21 protein-coding genes are annotated in these 17,643 nt (G+C 71.6%); 7 read left to right on the plus strand and 14 right to left on the minus strand.

Features of this window, described 5'->3' with window-relative positions:
• Positions 1 to 23: 23 nt before the first annotated feature.
• The gene (ald, locus tag AC0QU1_RS22510) at positions 24 to 1,142 is read right to left on the minus strand and encodes an alanine dehydrogenase (RefSeq protein ID WP_483572588.1); all 1,119 of its coding nucleotides are present in this window, start codon (positions 1,140 to 1,142) and stop codon (positions 24 to 26) included.
• Positions 1,143 to 1,228: 86 nt separating this feature from the next.
• Between ald and AC0QU1_RS22515 the strand changes: the two genes are divergently transcribed.
• Positions 1,229 to 2,128, plus strand: a complete 900-nt coding sequence (locus AC0QU1_RS22515; RefSeq protein ID WP_483572589.1) for a LysR substrate-binding domain-containing protein — start codon at positions 1,229 to 1,231, stop codon at positions 2,126 to 2,128.
• Positions 2,129 to 2,181: 53 nt separating this feature from the next.
• Here the strand turns inward: AC0QU1_RS22515 and AC0QU1_RS22520 are convergent, their stop codons facing one another.
• Both AC0QU1_RS22520 and AC0QU1_RS22525 read right to left on the minus strand, forming a co-directional pair.
• Complete coding sequence (locus AC0QU1_RS22520) at positions 2,182 to 2,670, minus strand: MarR family winged helix-turn-helix transcriptional regulator (protein ID WP_483572590.1); 489 nt, start codon at positions 2,668 to 2,670, stop codon at positions 2,182 to 2,184.
• Between the two features lie 116 nt (positions 2,671 to 2,786).
• Complete coding sequence (locus AC0QU1_RS22525; protein WP_483572591.1) at positions 2,787 to 3,548, minus strand: isoprenyl transferase; 762 nt, start codon at positions 3,546 to 3,548, stop codon at positions 2,787 to 2,789.
• Positions 3,549 to 3,844: 296 nt separating this feature from the next.
• Between AC0QU1_RS22525 and trhA the strand changes: the two genes are divergently transcribed.
• Positions 3,845 to 4,627: a PAQR family membrane homeostasis protein TrhA gene (gene trhA / locus AC0QU1_RS22530; protein WP_483572593.1), complete on the plus strand. Its 783-nt coding sequence runs from the start codon at positions 3,845 to 3,847 to the stop codon at positions 4,625 to 4,627.
• Positions 4,628 to 4,639: 12 nt separating this feature from the next.
• Here trhA and AC0QU1_RS22535 read toward each other — a convergent pair whose 3' ends face one another.
• Together AC0QU1_RS22535 and AC0QU1_RS22540 are read right to left on the minus strand one after the other, a co-directional pair.
• The gene (locus tag AC0QU1_RS22535; RefSeq protein WP_483572594.1) at positions 4,640 to 5,743 is read right to left on the minus strand and encodes a nucleoside hydrolase; all 1,104 of its coding nucleotides are present in this window, start codon (positions 5,741 to 5,743) and stop codon (positions 4,640 to 4,642) included.
• 97 nt (positions 5,744 to 5,840) lie between these two features.
• Positions 5,841 to 6,332, minus strand: coding sequence for a TIGR00725 family protein (locus tag AC0QU1_RS22540; protein ID WP_483572595.1), 492 nt, complete (start codon positions 6,330 to 6,332; stop codon positions 5,841 to 5,843).
• Positions 6,333 to 6,469: 137 nt separating this feature from the next.
• Here AC0QU1_RS22540 and AC0QU1_RS22545 point away from each other — a divergent pair, with 137 nt between their 5' ends.
• Complete coding sequence (locus tag AC0QU1_RS22545) at positions 6,470 to 6,790, plus strand: DUF6879 family protein (RefSeq protein WP_483572596.1); 321 nt, start codon at positions 6,470 to 6,472, stop codon at positions 6,788 to 6,790.
• Between the two features lie 49 nt (positions 6,791 to 6,839).
• Here AC0QU1_RS22545 and AC0QU1_RS22550 read toward each other — a convergent pair whose 3' ends face one another.
• Complete coding sequence (locus AC0QU1_RS22550; RefSeq protein ID WP_483572597.1) at positions 6,840 to 7,400, minus strand: YdcF family protein; 561 nt, start codon at positions 7,398 to 7,400, stop codon at positions 6,840 to 6,842.
• 110 nt (positions 7,401 to 7,510) lie between these two features.
• Positions 7,511 to 8,851 carry a helix-turn-helix domain-containing protein gene (locus AC0QU1_RS22555; protein ID WP_483576785.1) on the minus strand — a complete coding sequence of 447 codons (1,341 nt, stop codon included), beginning with the start codon at positions 8,849 to 8,851 and terminating at the stop codon, positions 7,511 to 7,513.
• Between the two features lie 180 nt (positions 8,852 to 9,031).
• On the opposite strand from AC0QU1_RS22555, the gene AC0QU1_RS22560 reads away from it, so the two are divergent.
• Both AC0QU1_RS22560 and AC0QU1_RS22565 read left to right on the plus strand, forming a co-directional pair.
• Positions 9,032 to 9,913, plus strand: coding sequence for an HAD family hydrolase (locus AC0QU1_RS22560; RefSeq protein ID WP_483572598.1), 882 nt, complete (start codon positions 9,032 to 9,034; stop codon positions 9,911 to 9,913).
• The gene (locus AC0QU1_RS22565; protein WP_483572599.1) at positions 9,910 to 10,299 is read left to right on the plus strand and encodes a hypothetical protein; all 390 of its coding nucleotides are present in this window, start codon (positions 9,910 to 9,912) and stop codon (positions 10,297 to 10,299) included. The genes AC0QU1_RS22560 and AC0QU1_RS22565 overlap by 4 nt, the downstream gene beginning before the upstream one ends.
• Positions 10,300 to 10,489: 190 nt before the next feature.
• On the opposite strand, the gene AC0QU1_RS22570 is transcribed toward AC0QU1_RS22565, so the two are convergent.
• Genes AC0QU1_RS22570 through mca form a run of 3 tightly spaced genes read right to left on the minus strand, consistent with a single transcriptional unit; the run spans position 10,490 to position 12,748 of the window.
• Positions 10,490 to 11,326: a carbon-nitrogen hydrolase family protein gene (locus AC0QU1_RS22570; RefSeq protein ID WP_483572600.1), complete on the minus strand. Its 837-nt coding sequence runs from the start codon at positions 11,324 to 11,326 to the stop codon at positions 10,490 to 10,492.
• 1 nt (position 11,327) lies between these two features.
• Positions 11,328 to 11,864, minus strand: coding sequence for a hypothetical protein (locus AC0QU1_RS22575; RefSeq protein ID WP_483572601.1), 537 nt, complete (start codon positions 11,862 to 11,864; stop codon positions 11,328 to 11,330).
• A complete protein-coding gene (mca, locus tag AC0QU1_RS22580; protein WP_483576787.1) occupies positions 11,861 to 12,748 on the minus strand; it encodes a mycothiol conjugate amidase Mca in 888 nt (295 codons plus the stop codon). Before mca ends, AC0QU1_RS22575 begins: the two co-directional genes overlap by 4 nt.
• A gap of 140 nt (positions 12,749 to 12,888) precedes the next feature.
• On the opposite strand from mca, the gene AC0QU1_RS22585 reads away from it, so the two are divergent.
• Both AC0QU1_RS22585 and greA read left to right on the plus strand, forming a co-directional pair.
• A complete protein-coding gene (locus AC0QU1_RS22585) occupies positions 12,889 to 13,452 on the plus strand; it encodes a DUF4307 domain-containing protein (RefSeq protein ID WP_483572603.1) in 564 nt (187 codons plus the stop codon).
• Between the two features lie 205 nt (positions 13,453 to 13,657).
• Positions 13,658 to 14,140: a transcription elongation factor GreA gene (gene greA, locus AC0QU1_RS22590; protein WP_483572604.1), complete on the plus strand. Its 483-nt coding sequence runs from the start codon at positions 13,658 to 13,660 to the stop codon at positions 14,138 to 14,140.
• A gap of 112 nt (positions 14,141 to 14,252) precedes the next feature.
• Here the strand turns inward: greA and AC0QU1_RS22595 are convergent, their stop codons facing one another.
• The 4 genes from AC0QU1_RS22595 to ilvA all read right to left on the minus strand — a co-directional run bounded on the left by AC0QU1_RS22595 (position 14,253) and on the right by ilvA (position 17,619).
• Positions 14,253 to 15,575, minus strand: coding sequence for an RNA polymerase sigma factor (locus AC0QU1_RS22595; protein ID WP_483572605.1), 1,323 nt, complete (start codon positions 15,573 to 15,575; stop codon positions 14,253 to 14,255).
• Positions 15,572 to 15,901, minus strand: coding sequence for a YciI family protein (locus tag AC0QU1_RS22600; RefSeq protein WP_483572607.1), 330 nt, complete (start codon positions 15,899 to 15,901; stop codon positions 15,572 to 15,574). The genes AC0QU1_RS22595 and AC0QU1_RS22600 overlap by 4 nt, the downstream gene beginning before the upstream one ends.
• Positions 15,901 to 16,269 (minus strand): YciI family protein, encoded by a 369-nt coding sequence (locus AC0QU1_RS22605; RefSeq protein ID WP_483572609.1) that lies wholly within the window; start codon positions 16,267 to 16,269, stop codon positions 15,901 to 15,903. The genes AC0QU1_RS22600 and AC0QU1_RS22605 overlap by 1 nt, the downstream gene beginning before the upstream one ends.
• Before the next feature lie 99 nt (positions 16,270 to 16,368).
• The gene (gene ilvA, locus AC0QU1_RS22610) at positions 16,369 to 17,619 is read right to left on the minus strand and encodes a threonine ammonia-lyase (RefSeq protein ID WP_483572610.1); all 1,251 of its coding nucleotides are present in this window, start codon (positions 17,617 to 17,619) and stop codon (positions 16,369 to 16,371) included.
• Positions 17,620 to 17,643: the final 24 nt, after the last annotated feature.

Raw genomic sequence — 17,643 nt, forward strand, 5'->3', positions numbered from 1 at the left:
CCGATCGTAGGCCGTCCGCGGGTTCAGCCCGCCAGGATCTCGGCCACCGGAACCGCCTCGGCGCCGAACGCCTCGGCGACCCCTGCGTTGGTGATGTGCCCGGCGTGCGTGCTCAGGCCGCGGGCGAGCGCCGGGTCGGCGCGCAGCGCCGCGCGCCACCCCCGGTCGGCGAGCGCCGCGACGTACGGCAGGGTCGCATTCGTCAGGGCCCGGGTGGACGTCGCGGGCACCGCTCCGGGCATGTTCGCCACGCAGTAGTAGAGGGTGTCGTGCACGGCGAAGGTCGGCTCGTCGTGCGTGGTGGGGCGCGAGTGCTCGAAGCAGCCGCCCTGGTCGATGGCGATGTCGACGAGCACTGCGCCGTGCTTCATCGACTTGACCATCGCGTCGGTCACGAGCTTGGGCGCCGCGGCGCCCGGCACCAGGACCGACCCGATCACCAGGTCGGCGGTCTCGACCTGCTCCGCGATCTCGTACGTCGTCGACGCGCGGGTGGCCACCGCCCCGCCGAACCGCAGCTCGAGCCGGCGCAGCGCGGGCAGGGACACGTCCAGGACGGTGACGTCGGCGCCCATGCCGAGCGCGTTCGCCGCCGCGTGCTCGCCGGCCACCCCGCCGCCGATCACCACGACCTTGGCCTTCGGGGTGCCGGGCACCCCGCCCATCAGCACGCCGGTGCCGCCGTGCGGCCGCATCAGGTGGTAGGCCCCCACCTGCGCGGACAGCCGCCCGGCGACCTCGCTCATCGGACTCAGCAGCGGCAGCGAGCGGTCCGGGAGCTGCACGGTCTCGTACGCGATGGCCGTGGTGCCCGCGGCGAGCAGTGCGTCGGTGCAGGGCTTCGACGCCGCGAGGTGCAGGTAGGTGAACAGGGTCAGGTCCGGGCGCATGAGCGCGTACTCGGGGCCGATCGGCTCCTTGACCTTGACCAGCAGGTCGGCCGAGGCCCAGACCTCCTCGGCGGTGTCGACGGTGCGCGCGCCGGCGAGCCGGTACGCGTCGTCGGTGAAGCCGGAGCCCTGCCCCGCGCCGGACTGCACCAGCACGTCGTGCCCACGGCGGACCAGCTCGTGGGCGCCGGCAGGGGTGAGCGCGACCCGGCTCTCGTTGTTCTTGATCTCCGTGGGAACGCCGATGTTCATGTGCTGACGGTAAGCACGCTTTTGTGTGCGGGTCCAGGTCACGTTCCCGAATAGAATGTTCGGCGTTCCTGCACAAAAATAGGCCCATGCTCAACCCCTGGCGCCTCCGCCTCCTGCACCAGCTCCACCTGCTCGGCACGGTACGCGCCGTGGCCTCCGCAGCCCACATGAGCCCGTCCAGCGTCTCGCAGCAGCTCGCCACGCTGGAGGCCGAGTCGAAGGCCCAGCTCTTCGAACGGGCCGGACGGCGCCTGCGGCTCACCCCCGCCGGCGTCACCCTCGCGGCCCACGCCGCCGAGATCCTCGACCGGATCGAGGCCGCGGAGGCCGACATCGCGGGCCTACGCTCCGAGCCGACGGGCGTGGTGCGGCTGGCCGCGTTCACCAGCGCGTTCCACGGCATCGTGGTGCCGGCCGTCGCGGCCCTCGCCGAGGAGCACCCCCGGATCTCGGTCCAGCTCACCGAGGCGGAACCCCTGGTCAGCCGGGTTGCGCTGCAGCGGGGCGAGGTGGACCTCGCCGTCTGCGCCGACTTTCCCGACGCTCCCGTGCCGCCCGACGCCGACCTCACCCGCCTGCCGCTCTCGGGCGACCGCGTGGTACTCGTGACGGCACGCGACACGGCCACCGGCGAGCGCTCCAGCCGCGTCGACCTTGCCACGCTCGCGAACGAGCCGTGGGCCTTCGAGCACCCCGGCGCGCACCTCGCCGACCTCGCCGAACGCCTCTGCCGGCGCGCCGGTTTCACGCCGAGGACGGTGGCGAGGTTCGAGAGCCACGGCACCCTGCTGCGCCACGTCGAGGCCGGGCTGTCGATCACGCTGCTGCCGCTGCTCGCCGTCCACGACCGCTACGCCGTGCGCACGCTCGACCTCGTCGACCCGCCGCGCCGCGACATCCATCTCCTGGCGCGCCGCACCACGATGGACCGGGCCGCCGTGCGCGTGGTGGTGGAAGCGCTCCGCGACCGGGCACGCTCCGTATGACCGGGCCACAGCCCGCCTGACCAGCCCAGACGCGCGCGACCAGGTGCGACAGGTCAGAAGTCGTCGATGTCGACCTGGGCGCCGCGCAGCGTGTCCGCGAGCGTCCGCAGCCGGGCGAGGTCCTCGGCGTCCATGGCGGGCGCCACGTAGTGCGCGATGGACCGCACGTGCCTGCGCCCGAGCTCCTTCTGGATCGAGGAGCCCTCCTCGGTGAGGCTCACCAGCACGCCGCGGCCGTCGTCGGGCGCGGGGTGCCTGCGCACCAGGCCGCGCTTCTCGAGGCGCTCCACCATGCGTGACAGGGAGGACTGCGCCATCAGGATGTTCTCGTTGAGCTCACGCAGCCGGAGCGTCCCCTCGGGGGCGACGGCGAGCGTGAACAGCACGTCGTACTCACGCATGCTCAGGTCACCCCAGATGTCGTCGGCCAGCAGCCGACGCATCACCGTCACCTGAGCGCGGAACAGCGACTCCCATGCCTCGGCGGCCTCACGTGCCGACGGCGCACGGCGCTCGGTCATCAGCGCGCCCTCCCTCGTCATCTTTGGCACGCTACCTGACTGAACTTTCACGCACCTACCTGGGCGGGTGGTGATGAATTTCGCCATACGAATAACCGGTTTCCGACCCGCTCCGAGCACCCGCGGACGGCGTGTCGTCAGCGCCCCAGACGGCGTTCCCGGAGAGAGAAGTCGCGCAGCGCGCGCAGGAAGTCCACGCGCCGGAACGCGGGCCAGTAGGCCTCGCAGAAGTAGAACTCGCTGTGCTGGCTCTGCCACATCAGGAACCCGCCGATGCGCTGCTCGCCCGAGGTCCGGATGACCAGCTCCGGGTCCGGCTGACCCTTCGTGTACAGGTGCTCCGCGATGTGCTCGACGTCGATCGACTCGGCGAGGTCAGCGAGCGTCGCCCCGTCCTTCGCGCGCTCGGTGAGGTAGGAGCGGACGGCGTCGGCGATCTCGGTGCGGCCGCCGTACCCGATCGCGACGTTGACCTGCAGCCCCTTCACGCCCGCGGTCCGGTCGGCCGCCGCGCGCAGGGCGGCGGCCAGGCGCGCGGGGAGCAGGTCGAGCCGGCCGATCACGCGCAGACGCCAGCGGCCGGACTCGGCGAGGTCCGAGACGGCGTCCTCGATGATGTCCAGGAGGTCGCTCAGCTCGTCGGCCGACCGGCTGAGGTTGTCCGTCGAGAGCATCCACAGCGTGACCACCTCGATGCCCAGCGACTCGGCCCAGCCGAGGAACTCGGCGATCTTGTCGGCCCCGCGCCGGTGGCCCGTCGCCGCCGTCTCGCCGAACGAGCGTGCCCAGCGGCGATTTCCGTCGAGCATCACGCCGATGTGCCGGGGCAGCGTGGCGCCGTGCAAGCTGGATGCCAGACGTCGCTCGTAGAGGCGGTACAGCGGGCTGGGCAGGCGCACGGATACCTCAGGGGGTCGGGCCGTGGGAGCCGCAGGGCGCGGTCCGCACGACAGCTCTGGCGCTGGGTCGAGTACCCGGCGGGACGTGGACAAAGGTACCCCTCGAACATAGGCGTTCCGGCTCACCCCGGCCGGTCGTGGGCGCTTGGCGGCCGACTCCCGCCAACCCGGCGCAGGATCTTCACAAGGCCCCTGTCCGGCCTGCGTTCCCCTAACCTACGCTGGAGTAACTTACGCAACCGTAGGTAGCGCCCGGCACCGAGTGGGCGCCGGTTGCCGGAGGTGAGGAGACCAGCGTGGTAGCTCAAGCAGACGGGCCCGACCGCTCGGCCGGCCGCCTGGACGAGGTCACGAGCAAGGTCGCTGACACGTTCGACGACGTGCGCGACAAGGCCACCGACGTCGTGCAGGTGATCTCCACCTCCGTGTCCACGACCGTGGACCAGAAGATCAAGCCCCGGCTGCGCGGCTGGATCCACGCGGGCACGTTCCCGTTCGCCCTCGCCGCGAGCATCGTGCTGATCGCGCTGGCCCCCACCATGGCGGGCAAGGTGTCCGCCTCGGTGTTCGGCCTGACCGCCTGCCTCCTGTTCGGCACCTCAGCGGTGTACCACCGCGGCAACTGGTCGGCCCGCACCGACGCCGTGCTGCGGCGGCTCGACCACACCAACATCTTCCTGATCATCGCGGGCACCTACACGCCGCTCGCGGTGCTGCTCCTGCCCCCGAGCCAGGCGACGGTGCTGCTCGCGCTGGTCTGGGGCGGCGGCCTGGTGGGGATGCTGGCCCGGATCTTCTGGCTGAACGCGCCCCGCTGGGTCTACGTGCCGGTCTACGTTGCCCTCGGCTGGGTGGCCGTGGCCTACATGGGCCAGTTCTGGGCCGTCGGCGGTCCCGCCGTCGTGTGGCTGATCCTGGCGGGCGGCGTCGCCTACACGGCGGGCGCCGTCGTCTACGGCACCAAGAAGCCCGACCCCAGCCCGGCCTGGTTCGGCTTCCACGAGATCTTCCACGTGTTCACCGTGGTCGGGTTCGCGTGCCACGTGGTCGCGATCTACCTGGCCAACCTGGCGATCTGACGGCGCCCGCCCTCACCCTCCGTTGAGGCCGGTGAGGAACAGGTTCTCGAACAGCGCGCCGTCCGCCGTCGTGCTCACGTGCTGCGGCGTGCCTCCCGCCACGTCCACCGTGCGGCCGGACGACGGCCCGTCCAGCACGACGTCGACCGGGCGCACCCGGTACTCGACGGCGTCGCCCGTCACCAGCGACACGGCCGCCAGCGCGTCCCACCAGAACATGACGCCCTGCCCGATCAACTCCGGCATGCCCGGCTGCGTCACGATCGCGTGCACCGTCCGCGCCTCGTACGTGGTGGCCTGCGCGCCCAGCCGGTCCACGTAGGCGGGCGTGATGGGCGCGTGGTTGGTCGCGTCCAGCGCGACGATGCGCACGCGGGCGCGGGGAACGGTGGCGAACACGTGGTCGGCCGCCGCCGGGTCGATCCACATGTTGACCTCCTGGGTGTTGTCGAAGCCCCCGGTGGTCGAGCCGAACAGGTTGCCGCCGACGTCGAACGCCCCGCCCATGACGACGACCCGGCCCAGGCGGTCGCTGATCGTGCGCGGGCTCATCCGGTCCAGCGCCGCGGACAGGTTGCTCAGCGGCCCCGTGGTCAGGACGGTCACGGGGGTCCGCGACGCGCGGACCGTGGTGGCGATGAGCTCGGCCGCCGACGTCTCCCCCGGCTCGTCCGGCACGCCGGCGTCGCCCAGCGCACCGCTGAGCACCTGCTCGAACAGCTCACGCGCCTCGGGCGGCGGCTCGTTGACCCACTCCTCGGAACCGTCCGCGACCGGCACGTGGGGCAGGCCGCAGCCCGCCAGGATGGTCCGCGCGTGCGTGAGCGAACGGCCCGGCGTGCCCACCCCGTTGTTGACGACGGTGACGGCACGCAGGTCGATCAGGCCACGCTTGTCCGCCTGGCAGAGGTACAGGAGGGTTGCGGCGTCGTCGAAGTCGAGGTCGGAGTCGTAGACGACTGGTACCGGGCCGTGCGCGGCCTGGGCTGTGGCTTCCGCACCTTCCGGCTGCCCGACGGCGGAGGCCTGCGCCATCACCGTCGCAGCCAACCCCACGGCGAGCACCGCTGACGCAAGTGCCCGCACGCTCGACCTGAACCCTCGGCTGCCCACCATGGCGCGCTCCCTCCGACGACGGATGGAGCCATCTTGCCCGCGCGGCGAGCGCCTGGACACGACCTTCGACCGTGCCCGAAACCCGGCGGGCACTTGGTCACGGTGACGCGCCGGGCGATCCCTGCTCCAGCGCGAACGCCACTGCGTCCGCCGGGGTGGCGACGTTGGGCGGCGCATCGGGAACCGGGTGCCCGTCGGCGTCGACGAGCTGCCAGCCGCCGATGCTGATGACCGGCACGTTCCGACGCCGGGCGAGCGCGAGCTCGGAAAGCGTGCCCCACGATCCGCCGACGACGATCACGGCGTCGGCCGACGAGATCAGGATCGCGTTGCGCGCTTCTCCCATGTTGGTGGTCAGGACCACATCGAGGTCGGGGTTAGCGCCGGCGCGGGTTGCGCCGGGCAGAACCCCGATGACCAGACCGCCGGCAGCGCGGGCCCCTGCGGAGACCGCCGCCATCACCCCGGTGCCGCCGCCATTGAGGACGACGGCGTCGGCCCGGGCCAGGAGGCGGCCGATCTCGCGCGCGTTCTCCTCGTCCTGGTCGGTGCAGTCGCGGGGACCGCAGACGGCTACCTGGATCGACACGGGTGCTCCCTTCCTACCCGGCACGCAAATATTGTCGCTGCTGCATGGACGGCGAGCACCGATGCTCGTACCGTCGAAGCGCACGAGGGGGTCGAGGTGTGTGGAGATCCCGAGATCGGCGCTGAGGGAGGTTACGCGTGCTCTTGGATGGTGAGGCGTGGGACGCCAAGTTTCTGGATTTCCGCAGCGAAGCATGGCGCCTTGAAACGCTGCCGGAGTATCGCGTGTCGCAGGAAGATGACGAGTTTCGTGCGTTTCTTGCGGGCGAGCGTATCGACCCGTACGCCTACTCGAACGAGTACACCGACGACCTGAAGCGGGTGCGCGCCGAGGGGAAGTCGAAGGGGCGGGTCCATGTCGTGACAAGTGTTCGAGGGCGACGTTTCTCGGTTCATCGAGTACCAGCGGATTGCGCTGGCCGAGTCGGTGCCCTTCGAGGAGTACGTGAAGGGTCTTGATGCCTGAGGCGGAAGGCCGGGTCGGAGCGTGCGAGCAGGGCGCTACTCACTAGCGTCGATCCGGGACGAACCCTTCGGTGGTTCGCTTGAGCGGTGCAAAGGTGCCGTCGGCAATACGCCGGCGGCTTTCCTGCCATTCGCGGACGACGCGTCGTCGTCCGTCAGGGTGCTCAGGCCAGGTGTCCCGGGTGATCGGAGCACCAGAGTAGACCGGCTCGTAGCTCAGCCCGTACAACGGCACCGCGGTGGGGTGCACGGCGGCAAGGATCTGGATGGAGCGCCGGTGGTACCACTTGGACACCGCCGTGACCGGCAGACCGCGCCGGACGGCCTCGTCGAGGAACGCGGCGGAATTCTGGACGTTCCGCCAGGTGTCTGACGACTCCGCTTCGACACGGATCACGTCCTCGGCCACGCCTCGTTCGATGAGCAGGTCGCGCAGGACGTGCCCTTCGACGATGCCGTTGTGCCGGTTGATGCCGCCGGTCACGATGATCAGCGGGGCCAGCCCCTGCCTGTAGCGGTCAGCGACAAGGTCGGCGGGCAGCGTCTGGTTGGTGCCGAACACGAAGTAGGCCGACGGGCCGGTCGGCGGTGCCTCGATGTCCACGAAGGCGGTGATCTGCGGAACCTGCTCGGGGCTGATCTCGGCGACGCTGAAGTCGATGCCGGCGTACGCGGGTGCCGCGTCGCCGGGTCGAGGTGTTTCACGCCGATCGGTCACCTCTGGCTCCCTGCTGCTGCGAGGTCGCGTGCGGCGTCACGGTACAGACCAGCGAACTCGGAGACCTCGGCCACGTCGTGGTCACCGGCACCAGTGAGAGCACGATCGAGCTTTCCGGCCAGGACGATGGTGGGCCACACAGTACCGGGCACACTCAGGGCAGCTGTGCCGGTCACTGCGGCCTGATCCATTTTCCCGAGCCCAGCCTGCGCCAGGGCCAGTACAAGAAGAGTCCGGGCGTAGCTGGAGGTCTTGCGGGCACGACCCTCGGGATAGGCCGTGGCGATCAGGTCCTCGGTGATGGTCGAGGCCTCCGCATGCTCTCCGACCAGTAGTAAGGAGGCTGCCATGTACGGCGGCTCGGCGGCGCGCGCGATCGAGTGCACGCCAGCGTTGCTGCTGTCATCGAGAGCAGCGGTCGCGGACTGCGCGCGGCGGCGAGCAGATTGCATGCCGTCGGTGTCGCCCAGCGAGGCGTGTGAGCGCATCTGCTGACAGGTCAGTTTGGCGAATGCCACCGTCCCTGCTGGTGCCACGGCTGCGCCCTGACGAGCCAGATCCAGGGAACGAGCGGCGTGACCTTGATAGTGGGAGATCGTGGCGCGGGTCAGCAAGGCCCACCCGGAGATCACCGGGTGCCGCGCCAATTGACCGCGATTCTGGGCGTCCAGCGCCCAGACGAGGGCAGAGACGTGGTCACCTGCGTAGGACGATGCGACGGCTAGGAGACTGGACAACCAGGCCGCTGCCGCTTGGATGTCCGCGGCCTGTGCCCCGACCGGCTTGTACTTGTCGAATAGCGAGCGAGCGAACCGGCGGGCCGTAAGCAGGTCTGCCTGGACTGAGGCCGGACCAGCGGTCGCAAGCCGGTCAGAGCCGAAGGCGATGACCTCGTCCAGCGCATCGATTGCTATACCGAGGCCGTCGGGCTGCCCGGACTCCACCATGCCCAGTGCGTACGCCAAGCTCGACGTGTCAGTCTCAGCCGCAGCGCCGCCCTGGGCGCCGGTGGCGTTCGTGCTAAGCGAGTTGGCACGTGCCCGGGCCCGTGCGAGTCGGGTTCGCTGTTCGTGCTGTTCGTGGGCTTGCTTGGCGGCCATCAGTCCGTGAAAGCCCGTCAGAAGGACGCCGTTGGCCTCGACCGTGTCGTCGCATACTCGCCAGAACCGTTCGTCGGCGCGGGCACGTCCGTTCTCGATGTGGGTGACTGTTGAGCGATCACGGAACGTGGCGTTGGCGAGTTGTTCTTGGGTCAGGTTGGCGGCCTTGCGAAACGCAGCGAGCATCTGCCCCAGGGCTCGACGCTGCTGGGCAATGCTCTCGGGTTCACGGGCCATGCCGTTCACTCTTCCGACTGTCCAGGGGACTGGCCGGTTCAGCGTAACGGCTGGTGGCTGCGATGTGGCAGTTGCGCACACATGGTGACGCACATCCCGACCGATCCGGTTCCCTGATTTCGGGCGGCGATTAGTCCGCCACGCGCAGGTTCTCGAACCTCGATCGACCCGGAGCACAAGATGCTGACTACCCCGCACCAGTCCACACCGCCGCGCCCGGTAAAGACGGCGTCCCATCATCCCGCGGCCGATGAACCCGAGGCGAGAAACACCGGCGCGTGGATGGTCGCACTGGACATCGACGGCACTCTGACCAACAGCGGCAGCGTGGACGTGCCCGACCTCACTGCGGCAGCCGTCGCCGCGGCACTCGAAGCCGGTCACCACATCGTGCTGGCCTCTGGGCGTTCCCTAGCCGGGGTGCTGCCGATCGCTCGCTCCCTCCACCTGGTCGGCGGGTGGGCGGTGGCGTCGAACGGCGCAGTCATCACGCACCTCACGCCCAGTGGCCACCACTTCGATCTCTCCGACGTGCGGGTGGTGGACGCGCGCCAGGTAGTGGCTGCCGCCCTCAACGCCCGCCAGCACGACATGGCGATAGCCGTCGAGGAGATCGGAGTCGGCTACTACGTGAGTGAGCCCTTCCCGGCCGGCCTGCTGCGGGGTGAGCAGACCATGCTGCCGGTCCACGAGCTCGGCGAGGTCACCACGCCACGGGTCGTCCTGCGCGCCTCGGAGGTACGGCACCTGATCGGTCCGCTCCGTCGTGCCGGACTCACCGCGACGCCCGGCGCCGACGTCGGCCTGATTGACGTCACCGCAGGGGGCGTCTCCAAGGCCACTGCCCTGGAGGCCGTCCGGCGCCGGCTCGGCGTCCCACCTGAGCGCACCGTGGCCGTGGGCGACTCCACCAACGACATCGAGGCCCTGACCTGGGCCGCCCGCGGCATCGCCATGGCCGACGCATCGGAAGAGGTCCGCGCCGCAGCCGACGAGATCACCGGAACCCTCCACCAGCACGGCGTGGTCGACGTGCTGCGCTCCCTGGCGGTCACGCCATGAGCGGTGCCGTCGTCGGGCAGCCGGCGCAAAAGGACCAGGCGCACGAGGACCAGGCGCACGAGGACCAGGCGCACGAGGACTTCGCCTCCGAAGCCCTCACCACCGTGACCCCACCCCCGCCCCCATCCGCAACCGAACCTCCATCGGCAATCGAACCTTCGGCGGCGCCGGAACCAACCGAGGCGCAGATCCCGCACGGAATGTGCGTGAACTGCGGGCGCCCAGTCACGCTACGCCGCGTCGGCACCGACCAGAACCGCCACACCTACCAATGGGTACCCGACGACGAACCCGCCCGACCAGGCCGCCACTGTTACGAAGGGTTCCTCCCCGCCTACCACTGGGCCGACGGCGCCACCGCCGCCGTCTACCACTTCACCACCTGACCATCCGACTCCTGACTACCGCTGAGCATGCACTTAATGCCAGTTCCGGCGCCCTTCTGGCAGCAAGTACATGCTCAACGAGAGTCGGCCGCAGGCCGGGCCGTGGGCGCCAGCCACGGCTCCGCGCCATGGGCGTCGGCCGCAGGCCGCAACCCACGGGGCAGCAGCCGCACGCCGCAACCACGGAAGGTCAGGCGCCGGTCGGCACCACCGTGTAGCGGCGGTTCGCCAGCGACGGGTTGGTCTTGCGGACCGCCGCCAGCGGCGCCGGGTCCAGGTCGACCGTGCGGTAGGCCGCCTCCTCGCCCAGCTCCAGGCCGACGACGCCGTCCGGCCCCACGAGCAGCGTGCGCCCCGTGACGCCATTGCCCGTCATGCCGACGCCGAGCACCACCGCAGTGTTCTCGATCGCCCGCGCCCGGAGCAGCGTGCGCCAGTGGTCGGCCTTGAGCGGGCCGGCGACCCACGCGGCCGGGTAGACCAGGACGTCGGCGCCGACGTCGACCAGCCGGCGGGCCGACTCGGGGAACCGCAGGTCGTAGCAGGTCAGGACGCCGAAGGTAAGCCCGCCCAGGGGCAGCACGACCGGGTCGGCGTCGGCGGGGCCCGGTTCGAGCAGCTCGGACTCCTGGTACCCGAACGCGTCGTACAGGTGCACCTTGCGGTAGACGCCGGCGAGCCCACCACCGCCGTCGGCCACCACGAGCGCGTTCACGCCGCGGACGCCGTCCGTGCCGGGCAGCGTGACGCCGGCGATCGCGGCGATGCCGGTCTTGCGCGCCCGCTCCCGCAGGAGCGTGACGAACGGCCCGTCGAGCGGCTCCGCGTGCTCCGGGCCCACGCCGTGGCGGTCGTAGGCGGACGCGTACTCGGGCAGCACCAGGAGGTTCGCCTCGACCCGCTCCGCTGCCTTGAACGCATCCAGCATCGTCTCGCGGTTGGCGGCGTGGTCGTCGGAGACGGCCACCTGGGCGACCGTCACCCGCACCACGCCGCTCGCACCGCCCGCGGCGCCCGGCTGGGCCATCTCAGCCACCCGAGCTGCCGCCGTCGGAGCCGCCGGAGGAGCTGTCGCCGCCGAAACCACTGAAGCCGCTGAAGAAGCCACCACCGGACGACCCACCACCAGAGGCGCCACTCCCGGACGAGCTGCTGCCAGAGGAACCGCTGTCGGAGGAACCACTACCGGACGACGATCCCCCGCCCTCGCTGGGCGACGGGCTGTGGTCCGGCGTGCCGCCGGATCCAGAGCCACCCGAACCAGGGCCATCGGAGCCGCGGCCGTCGGACCCAGGCCCATCGCCGTCCTCCCGGCGGAAGCCGATGACGTCCGGAGTGGCGACCGGAAGGCCCTGCTCACGGGCGTTGTGGCCGGCCCGGCGCAGGTGCTTGGTCATGTTCAGGAACAGGAGCACGCACGCGACCGCGAGCGCGAAGGTGACCAGGAAGCCGATCAGGCCCGGCGAGACCTGCCACTCCTCCAGGCCCGGGCGGAGCTGGTTCTCCGTGGGGTTCGGCGACGGTTCGGTCGTCAGGGCGACGGCGCCGGCGATCAGCGGGTTCATGCCGGGACCTCCGACCGGACGCCCTCGAACAGGTCCTCCTCGTACTCGCCGTCCGCGCGCTCGGGCAGCGGCACCCGGGACTCGGCGAGCTCGTACTCGTCCCACGGCCACACGTCGACCTCAAGGTCGCGCGGCACCGCGAAGAAGAACCCCTCCGGGTCGATCTGCGAGGCGTGCGCCATGAGGGCGGCGTCGCGGTTCGGGAAGTAGTCGGCCACCGGGACCAGCGTCGTCACCTGGCGCTCCGGGACCTCGTGTGCGTCCCGCGACTCGACCCAGTCGCCGAACGGCGACTCCAGCCCCGCGCCGACGATCGCCTCGTGCACCGCACGGATGCGCTTCATCGAGAAGCCGTGGTTGTAGTACAGCTTGAGCGGCTGCCACGGCTCGCCCGTGCCGGGGTAGCGGTCCGGGTCGCCCGCTGCGTGGAACGCCTCGAACGACACCTCGTGGCACTTGATGTGGTCCGGGTGCGGGTAGCCGCCCGACGGGTCGTACGTCGTCATCACGTGCGGCCGGAACTCGCGCACCGCCTGTACCAGCGGCGCAGCGGCCTCCTCCAGCGGCACCAGCGCGAAGCAGCCCTCCGGGAGCGGCGGCAGCGGGTCGCCCTCCGGCAGGCCCGAGTCGACGAAGCCCAGCCACCGCTGGCGCACGCCCATAGCCTCGGCCGCGCGGTCCATCTCCAGCCGGCGCACGGCGCGCCGTCCCTCGATCGACTCGAACTCGTGCCCTTCCGGCACCTCGTACGACGGGTTGAGGATGTCGCCCCGCTCGCCCCCCGTGCACGTCACGATGAGGACCTCCACCCCCTCCGCGGCATAGCGGGCCGTCGTGGCGGCGCCCTTGCTCGACTCGTCGTCAGGGTGCGCGTGCACCGCCATCAGACGGAGCGGCTCGCGCTCGGGTACGGACACTAGGTCCTCCTGTGTGGGACGGGACTGGGACAATCTCTCGCATGGACCATGATGGTCCACGGACAATCTTGCTACGAACCACCGACACCCAGATCCGAGCGAGCCTGATGACCGACCAAGACCCCGCCGCACCGGCCGGCAGCGCGGCACCGACCGGCGGCGCCGTACCGGCTGGCAGCCCGACCTCGCCGGCACCGAGCCTGGCCGAACGCTACGGCCGTGCACGGACCGGAGCGCAGGCACCGGCCGCGCGACCAGGTCAGGACGACCGACCCGGGCAGGACGACCCGTGGGACGAGTCGGACGGCGTCCTGCCGCGGCCCAAGCTCTCGGTGGGCGCCCGGATCGCCGTCGGCCTGGCCCTGGCGGCGGGCGTGGCCATCGCGGCGTGGTTCACCATCGTCGACACGCAGCGCGACCCCGTGACCTTCACCGACGTCGGCTTCTCCGTGGTGGGTCCCGAGCAGGTGGACGTGACGTTCGACGTCAGCATGCCGCCGGGCACGGAGGCCGTGTGCACGGTGACCGCGCTGAGCAGGACCTTCGCCGAGGTCGGCGCGATCGACGTCGAGGTGGGCCCGGAGGCCGAACGCACCACCCGGCACACCGTGACGATCGCCACGACGGAGCTGGCCACCACCGGCGTCGTCGACCACTGTGACCTGCGCTGAGACCCTGCGGTGACGAACGGCCGGCGCGTCCGCTCAGAGCGGAACCCGGCAATGGCTTGGCCGTTGTTTCCAGGCGCTTGATATTCTAGTCGTTTCACACGCTGAGTTGTCCGGCTGACGCGCGTGCCCGATCGGCTCCGTCGGCCGGGACCCGCGCGCTGCCGGAACTGTGGCTCGATCGAGCAACGACGAAAGGAGAGCCCCCGTGGCCGATGTCTCTGTCACCTGGCTCACCCAGGAAGCGCACGACAAGCTCAAGGCTGAGCTGGAGCACCTCTCCGGCCCTTACCGGTCGGAGATCACCGAGCGTATCGCCGCTGCCCGAGACGAGGGCGACCTCAAGGAGAACGGCGGGTACCACGCCGCCCGCGAGGAGCAGGCGAAGAACGAGGCGCGCATCCTCGAGCTCACCGAGAAGCTCCGCAACGTCCAGGTCGGCACCCCGGCGGACGACGGCAAGGTGGAGCCGGGCATGGTCGTGACCGCTGTCGTGGCGGGCGACGAGATGAACTTCCTCTTCGGCTCGCGCGAGATGGCCGGGTCCACGGACCTCGACGTCTACTCGCCGACGTCGCCGCTGGGCGCCGCCATCGCCGGGAAGTCGATCGGTGCCAAGACGAGCTACACGGCCCCCAACGGGCGCGACATCCCCGTGGAGATCACGGGCGCGAAGCCCTTCCAGGGCTGACCAGGTCTCGCGAGGTAGGTTCCGCGAAGCAGAGCGCCTGTCCGAGTCTTTCCCGGCCCAGCCGGGAGGGGCCGGACGGGCGCTCTACTACTTGGCGACCTGCGTCGCGCACCTACGTCGCTGTCCCCAGCGCGGCGAGCCGACGGCGCAGGATCCGCCGGTCGCCCTCCCGGTCCACCTGGTCGAGGGCCCGCCGGTACTCCGCCGCGGCCTCGGCCGTCCGGCCCGCGCGCCGCAGCAGGTCGGCCCGCATCGCCGGGAGCAGGTGGTAGGCCGCCAGCTCGGGCGCGGACGCCACCTCGTCGAGCGCGGCCAGTCCCGCCTCAGGACCCCGGGACATCCCCACCGCGACCGCCCGGTTGAGGGCCACCACGGGTGAACTGGTCATCCCGACCAGGACGTCGTAGAGGGCCGCGATCTCGACCCAGTCCGTCTCCTGCGCCGACGGCGCCCGCGCGTGCAGCGCCGCGATCGCCGCCTGCACCTGATAGGGCCCGGCGCGACGCTCCGCGAGCACGTCGTCGAGCACCGCCAGCCCTTCCGCGATCTCGTCGCGGTGCCAGAGCGACCGGTCCTGCTCCTCCAGCGTGCGCGGCACGCCCTCGGGCGCGGGGCCCAGGCGGGCCCGCCGTCGTGCGTGCTGGAGCAGGAGCAGCGCGAGCAGCCCGCGCGCCTCGGGCTCGTCGGGCAGGAGGCGCGCGACCAGCCGGGCGACGCGGATCGCGTCGTCCGCCAGGGCACGGCGGTCCGCCGCGCCGGCGACGTCGTCGTCCGGCTCCGCCCACGCGTCGTAGCCCTCGGTGAACAGCACGTACAGGACGGCCAGCACCGCGGAGACGCGCTCGTGCAGCAGCTCCGGCGGGGGCACGCGGAACGTGATGCCGGTACTGCGGATCTTGCGCTTCGCCCGGGTCAGCCGCTGGGCCATCGTCGCCTCCGGCACCAGGAAGGCCCGCGCCACCTGCGCCGTCGTCATACCGGTGAGGGACCGCAGCGTGAGCGCCACCCGGCCCTCCAGCGGCAGGGCCGGGTGGCAGCAGGTGAAGACCAGGCGCAGGAGGTCGCCGTCGGCGTCCTCCTGCTCGACGCCGGCCCAGGCGGCGCCGTCGTCCAGCCCGGCCGCGACCTCGGCGGCCGGGTCGATGACCTCCGGGTCGAGCCGCTCGGTCAGCCGCGCCGAGACCGCCACCTTCTCGACCTCGACCTTGCGCCGCCGCAGCCGGTCGAGCGCACGGTTGCGCGCCGTGGTGGTGAGCCACGCGCCCGGGCGGTCGGGCACGCCGTCGCGCGGCCAGGTGCGCAGCGCGACCGCGAACGCCTCCTGGGCACAGTCCTCCGCGAGGTCGAGGTCACCGGTGCTGCGCGCGACGGCGGCGAGCACACGGCCCCACTCGTCGCGGAAGGCCGCGGTGACGGCCTGCCCGACGTCGGTCACGGTTCCGTCGGCCAGAACGGGTGCACCTCGACCATCGCGTCCCGGGCGCCCGGGGAGGCGGCCGCTATCGCGAGCGCCTCCTGGAGGCTCGCCGCCTCGATGATGTCGAAGCCGCCGATGACCTCCTTGGACTCCGAGAAGGGCCCGTCCGTCACGACCGTCTCGCCGTCGCGCACCGTCACGCGGCGGACGTCCGCGGCCGGTCGCAGGCGCGAGCCCATGACTCGCGCGCCCGAGGCGTCCTGCCGTGCGACCCAGGTCTCGGTCTCCGGTGTCGGCGCGCGGTCGGGTGTGTCCGGCTCGATGACGAGCATGAGGTAACGCATCAGCGGGCCTCCGCCTCGGGGGCCGCGGCGCCGTCGAGCTCCAGGGGCCAGAAGGGGCGCAGCTCCAGCGCGCCCGTGTACGCCATCGGGTGGGCGGCGGCGATCCGGATGGCCTCGTCGAGGTCGGGCGCCTCCAGGATGTCGAAGCCCGCGATCACCTCTTTGGTCTCCGAGAACGGGCCGTCGGTGACGACCACCTCGCCGCCGCGGACCTGCACGCCGACGGCGTCGGCGGGCGGGCGCAGGCGGTCGCCGATGATCGCGTGGCCGGTGCCGTAGGTGTCGCGGACCCAGTCCTCGATCGCGGGCACGTCGCCGGGCTCTGCGGGGACGTCGGGAGTGGACAGGACGAGCATGAGATAGCGCATGGTGTGTGCTCCTTCCGGGGCAGGTCCCGGTCGTCATGGTCGCGCGGCCGGGGCGGCCGCGTCATCCTGACGACGAACGGGAACCGGCCCGCACGACACTCAGAACGCCGTCACGTCGTAGCCCTCGGACTCCAGCCGCTCCACGAGGGCGGACCGGTGGTCGGCGCCCTTGGTCTCGAGCTGCAGGTTGACGGACACCTCGGACACCGAGAGCGAGATGTCGGTGCGCGTGTGGTCCACGGCCACGATGTTGGCCCCGACGGCGGCGATGGTCTCGACGAGCCGGGCGAGCGCACCGGGCCGGTCCATGAGCCGCACCTGGAGCTTCAGGTACCGCCCGGCCGCCACGAGACCGTGCTGCACCACGCGGAGCAGCACGAGCGGGTCGATGTTCCCGCCCGACAGCACCACGACCACCGGGCCGGCGAAGACGCCGGGACCCGCGGCCATGACCGCGGCGACCCCCGCGGCACCGGCGGGCTCGACCATCAGCTTCGAGCGCTCCAGCACCGCGAGCAGCGCGCGCGAGAGCTGGTCCTCCGTGACGGTGCGGACCTCGACGCCCTGCTTCTGCACGATCCCGAACGGCACGTCGCCGGGCAGGCCCACCGCGATGCCGTCGGCCATGGTGGCGCCCAGCGCGCTCGGCAGCGGCTTGCCCGCCTTGAGCGAGCCCGGGTACGCGGCGGCCGACGCCGCCTGCACGCCCACGACCTTGACGTGCGGCGCGGCCTCGGCCAGCACGGCGGCGATCCCCGCCACCAGCCCGCCGCCGCCCAGCGGCACGACGACGGTGGCGACGTCCGGCACCTGCTCCAGGATCTCCAGGGCCACGGTGCCCTGGCCCGCGACGACGTCCACGTGGTCGAAGGGGTGGATGAGCACCCGGCCGGACCGCGCCGCCTCGACGCGGGCCGCGGCGAGGGCCTCGTCCACCGACGAGCCCACCATGCGCACCTCTGCGCCGTACCCGCGGGTCGCCGCGACCTTGGGCAGCGCGGCGTCGACCGGCATGTAGACCACGGTGTCGATGCCGAGCATCCCGGCGGCGAGCGCGACACCCTGCGCGTGGTTCCCGGCCGAGGCCGCCACGATGCCGCGCTCCCGCTCGGCCGGCGACAGCCGCGCGAGCCGGACGTAGGCGCCGCGCACCTTGAAGGACCCGGCCCGCTGCAGGTTCTCGCACTTGAGCAGCACCTTCGTGCCCGCGATCGTGGAGAGCGCGCGGCTCTCGGTGATCGGGGTGCGCGTGATGACGCCGTCGAGCAGCTCGGCGGCAGCCCGGGCGTCGTCGGCGGTCACGGTGAGGTGGCCGCCGTAGGACTCCAGGTCGAACGGATCCAGTGGCACAGCGGGCATGCTGCCCGACTACGG

The sequence above is a fragment of the Promicromonospora noduliphila genome (assembly GCF_056951025.1).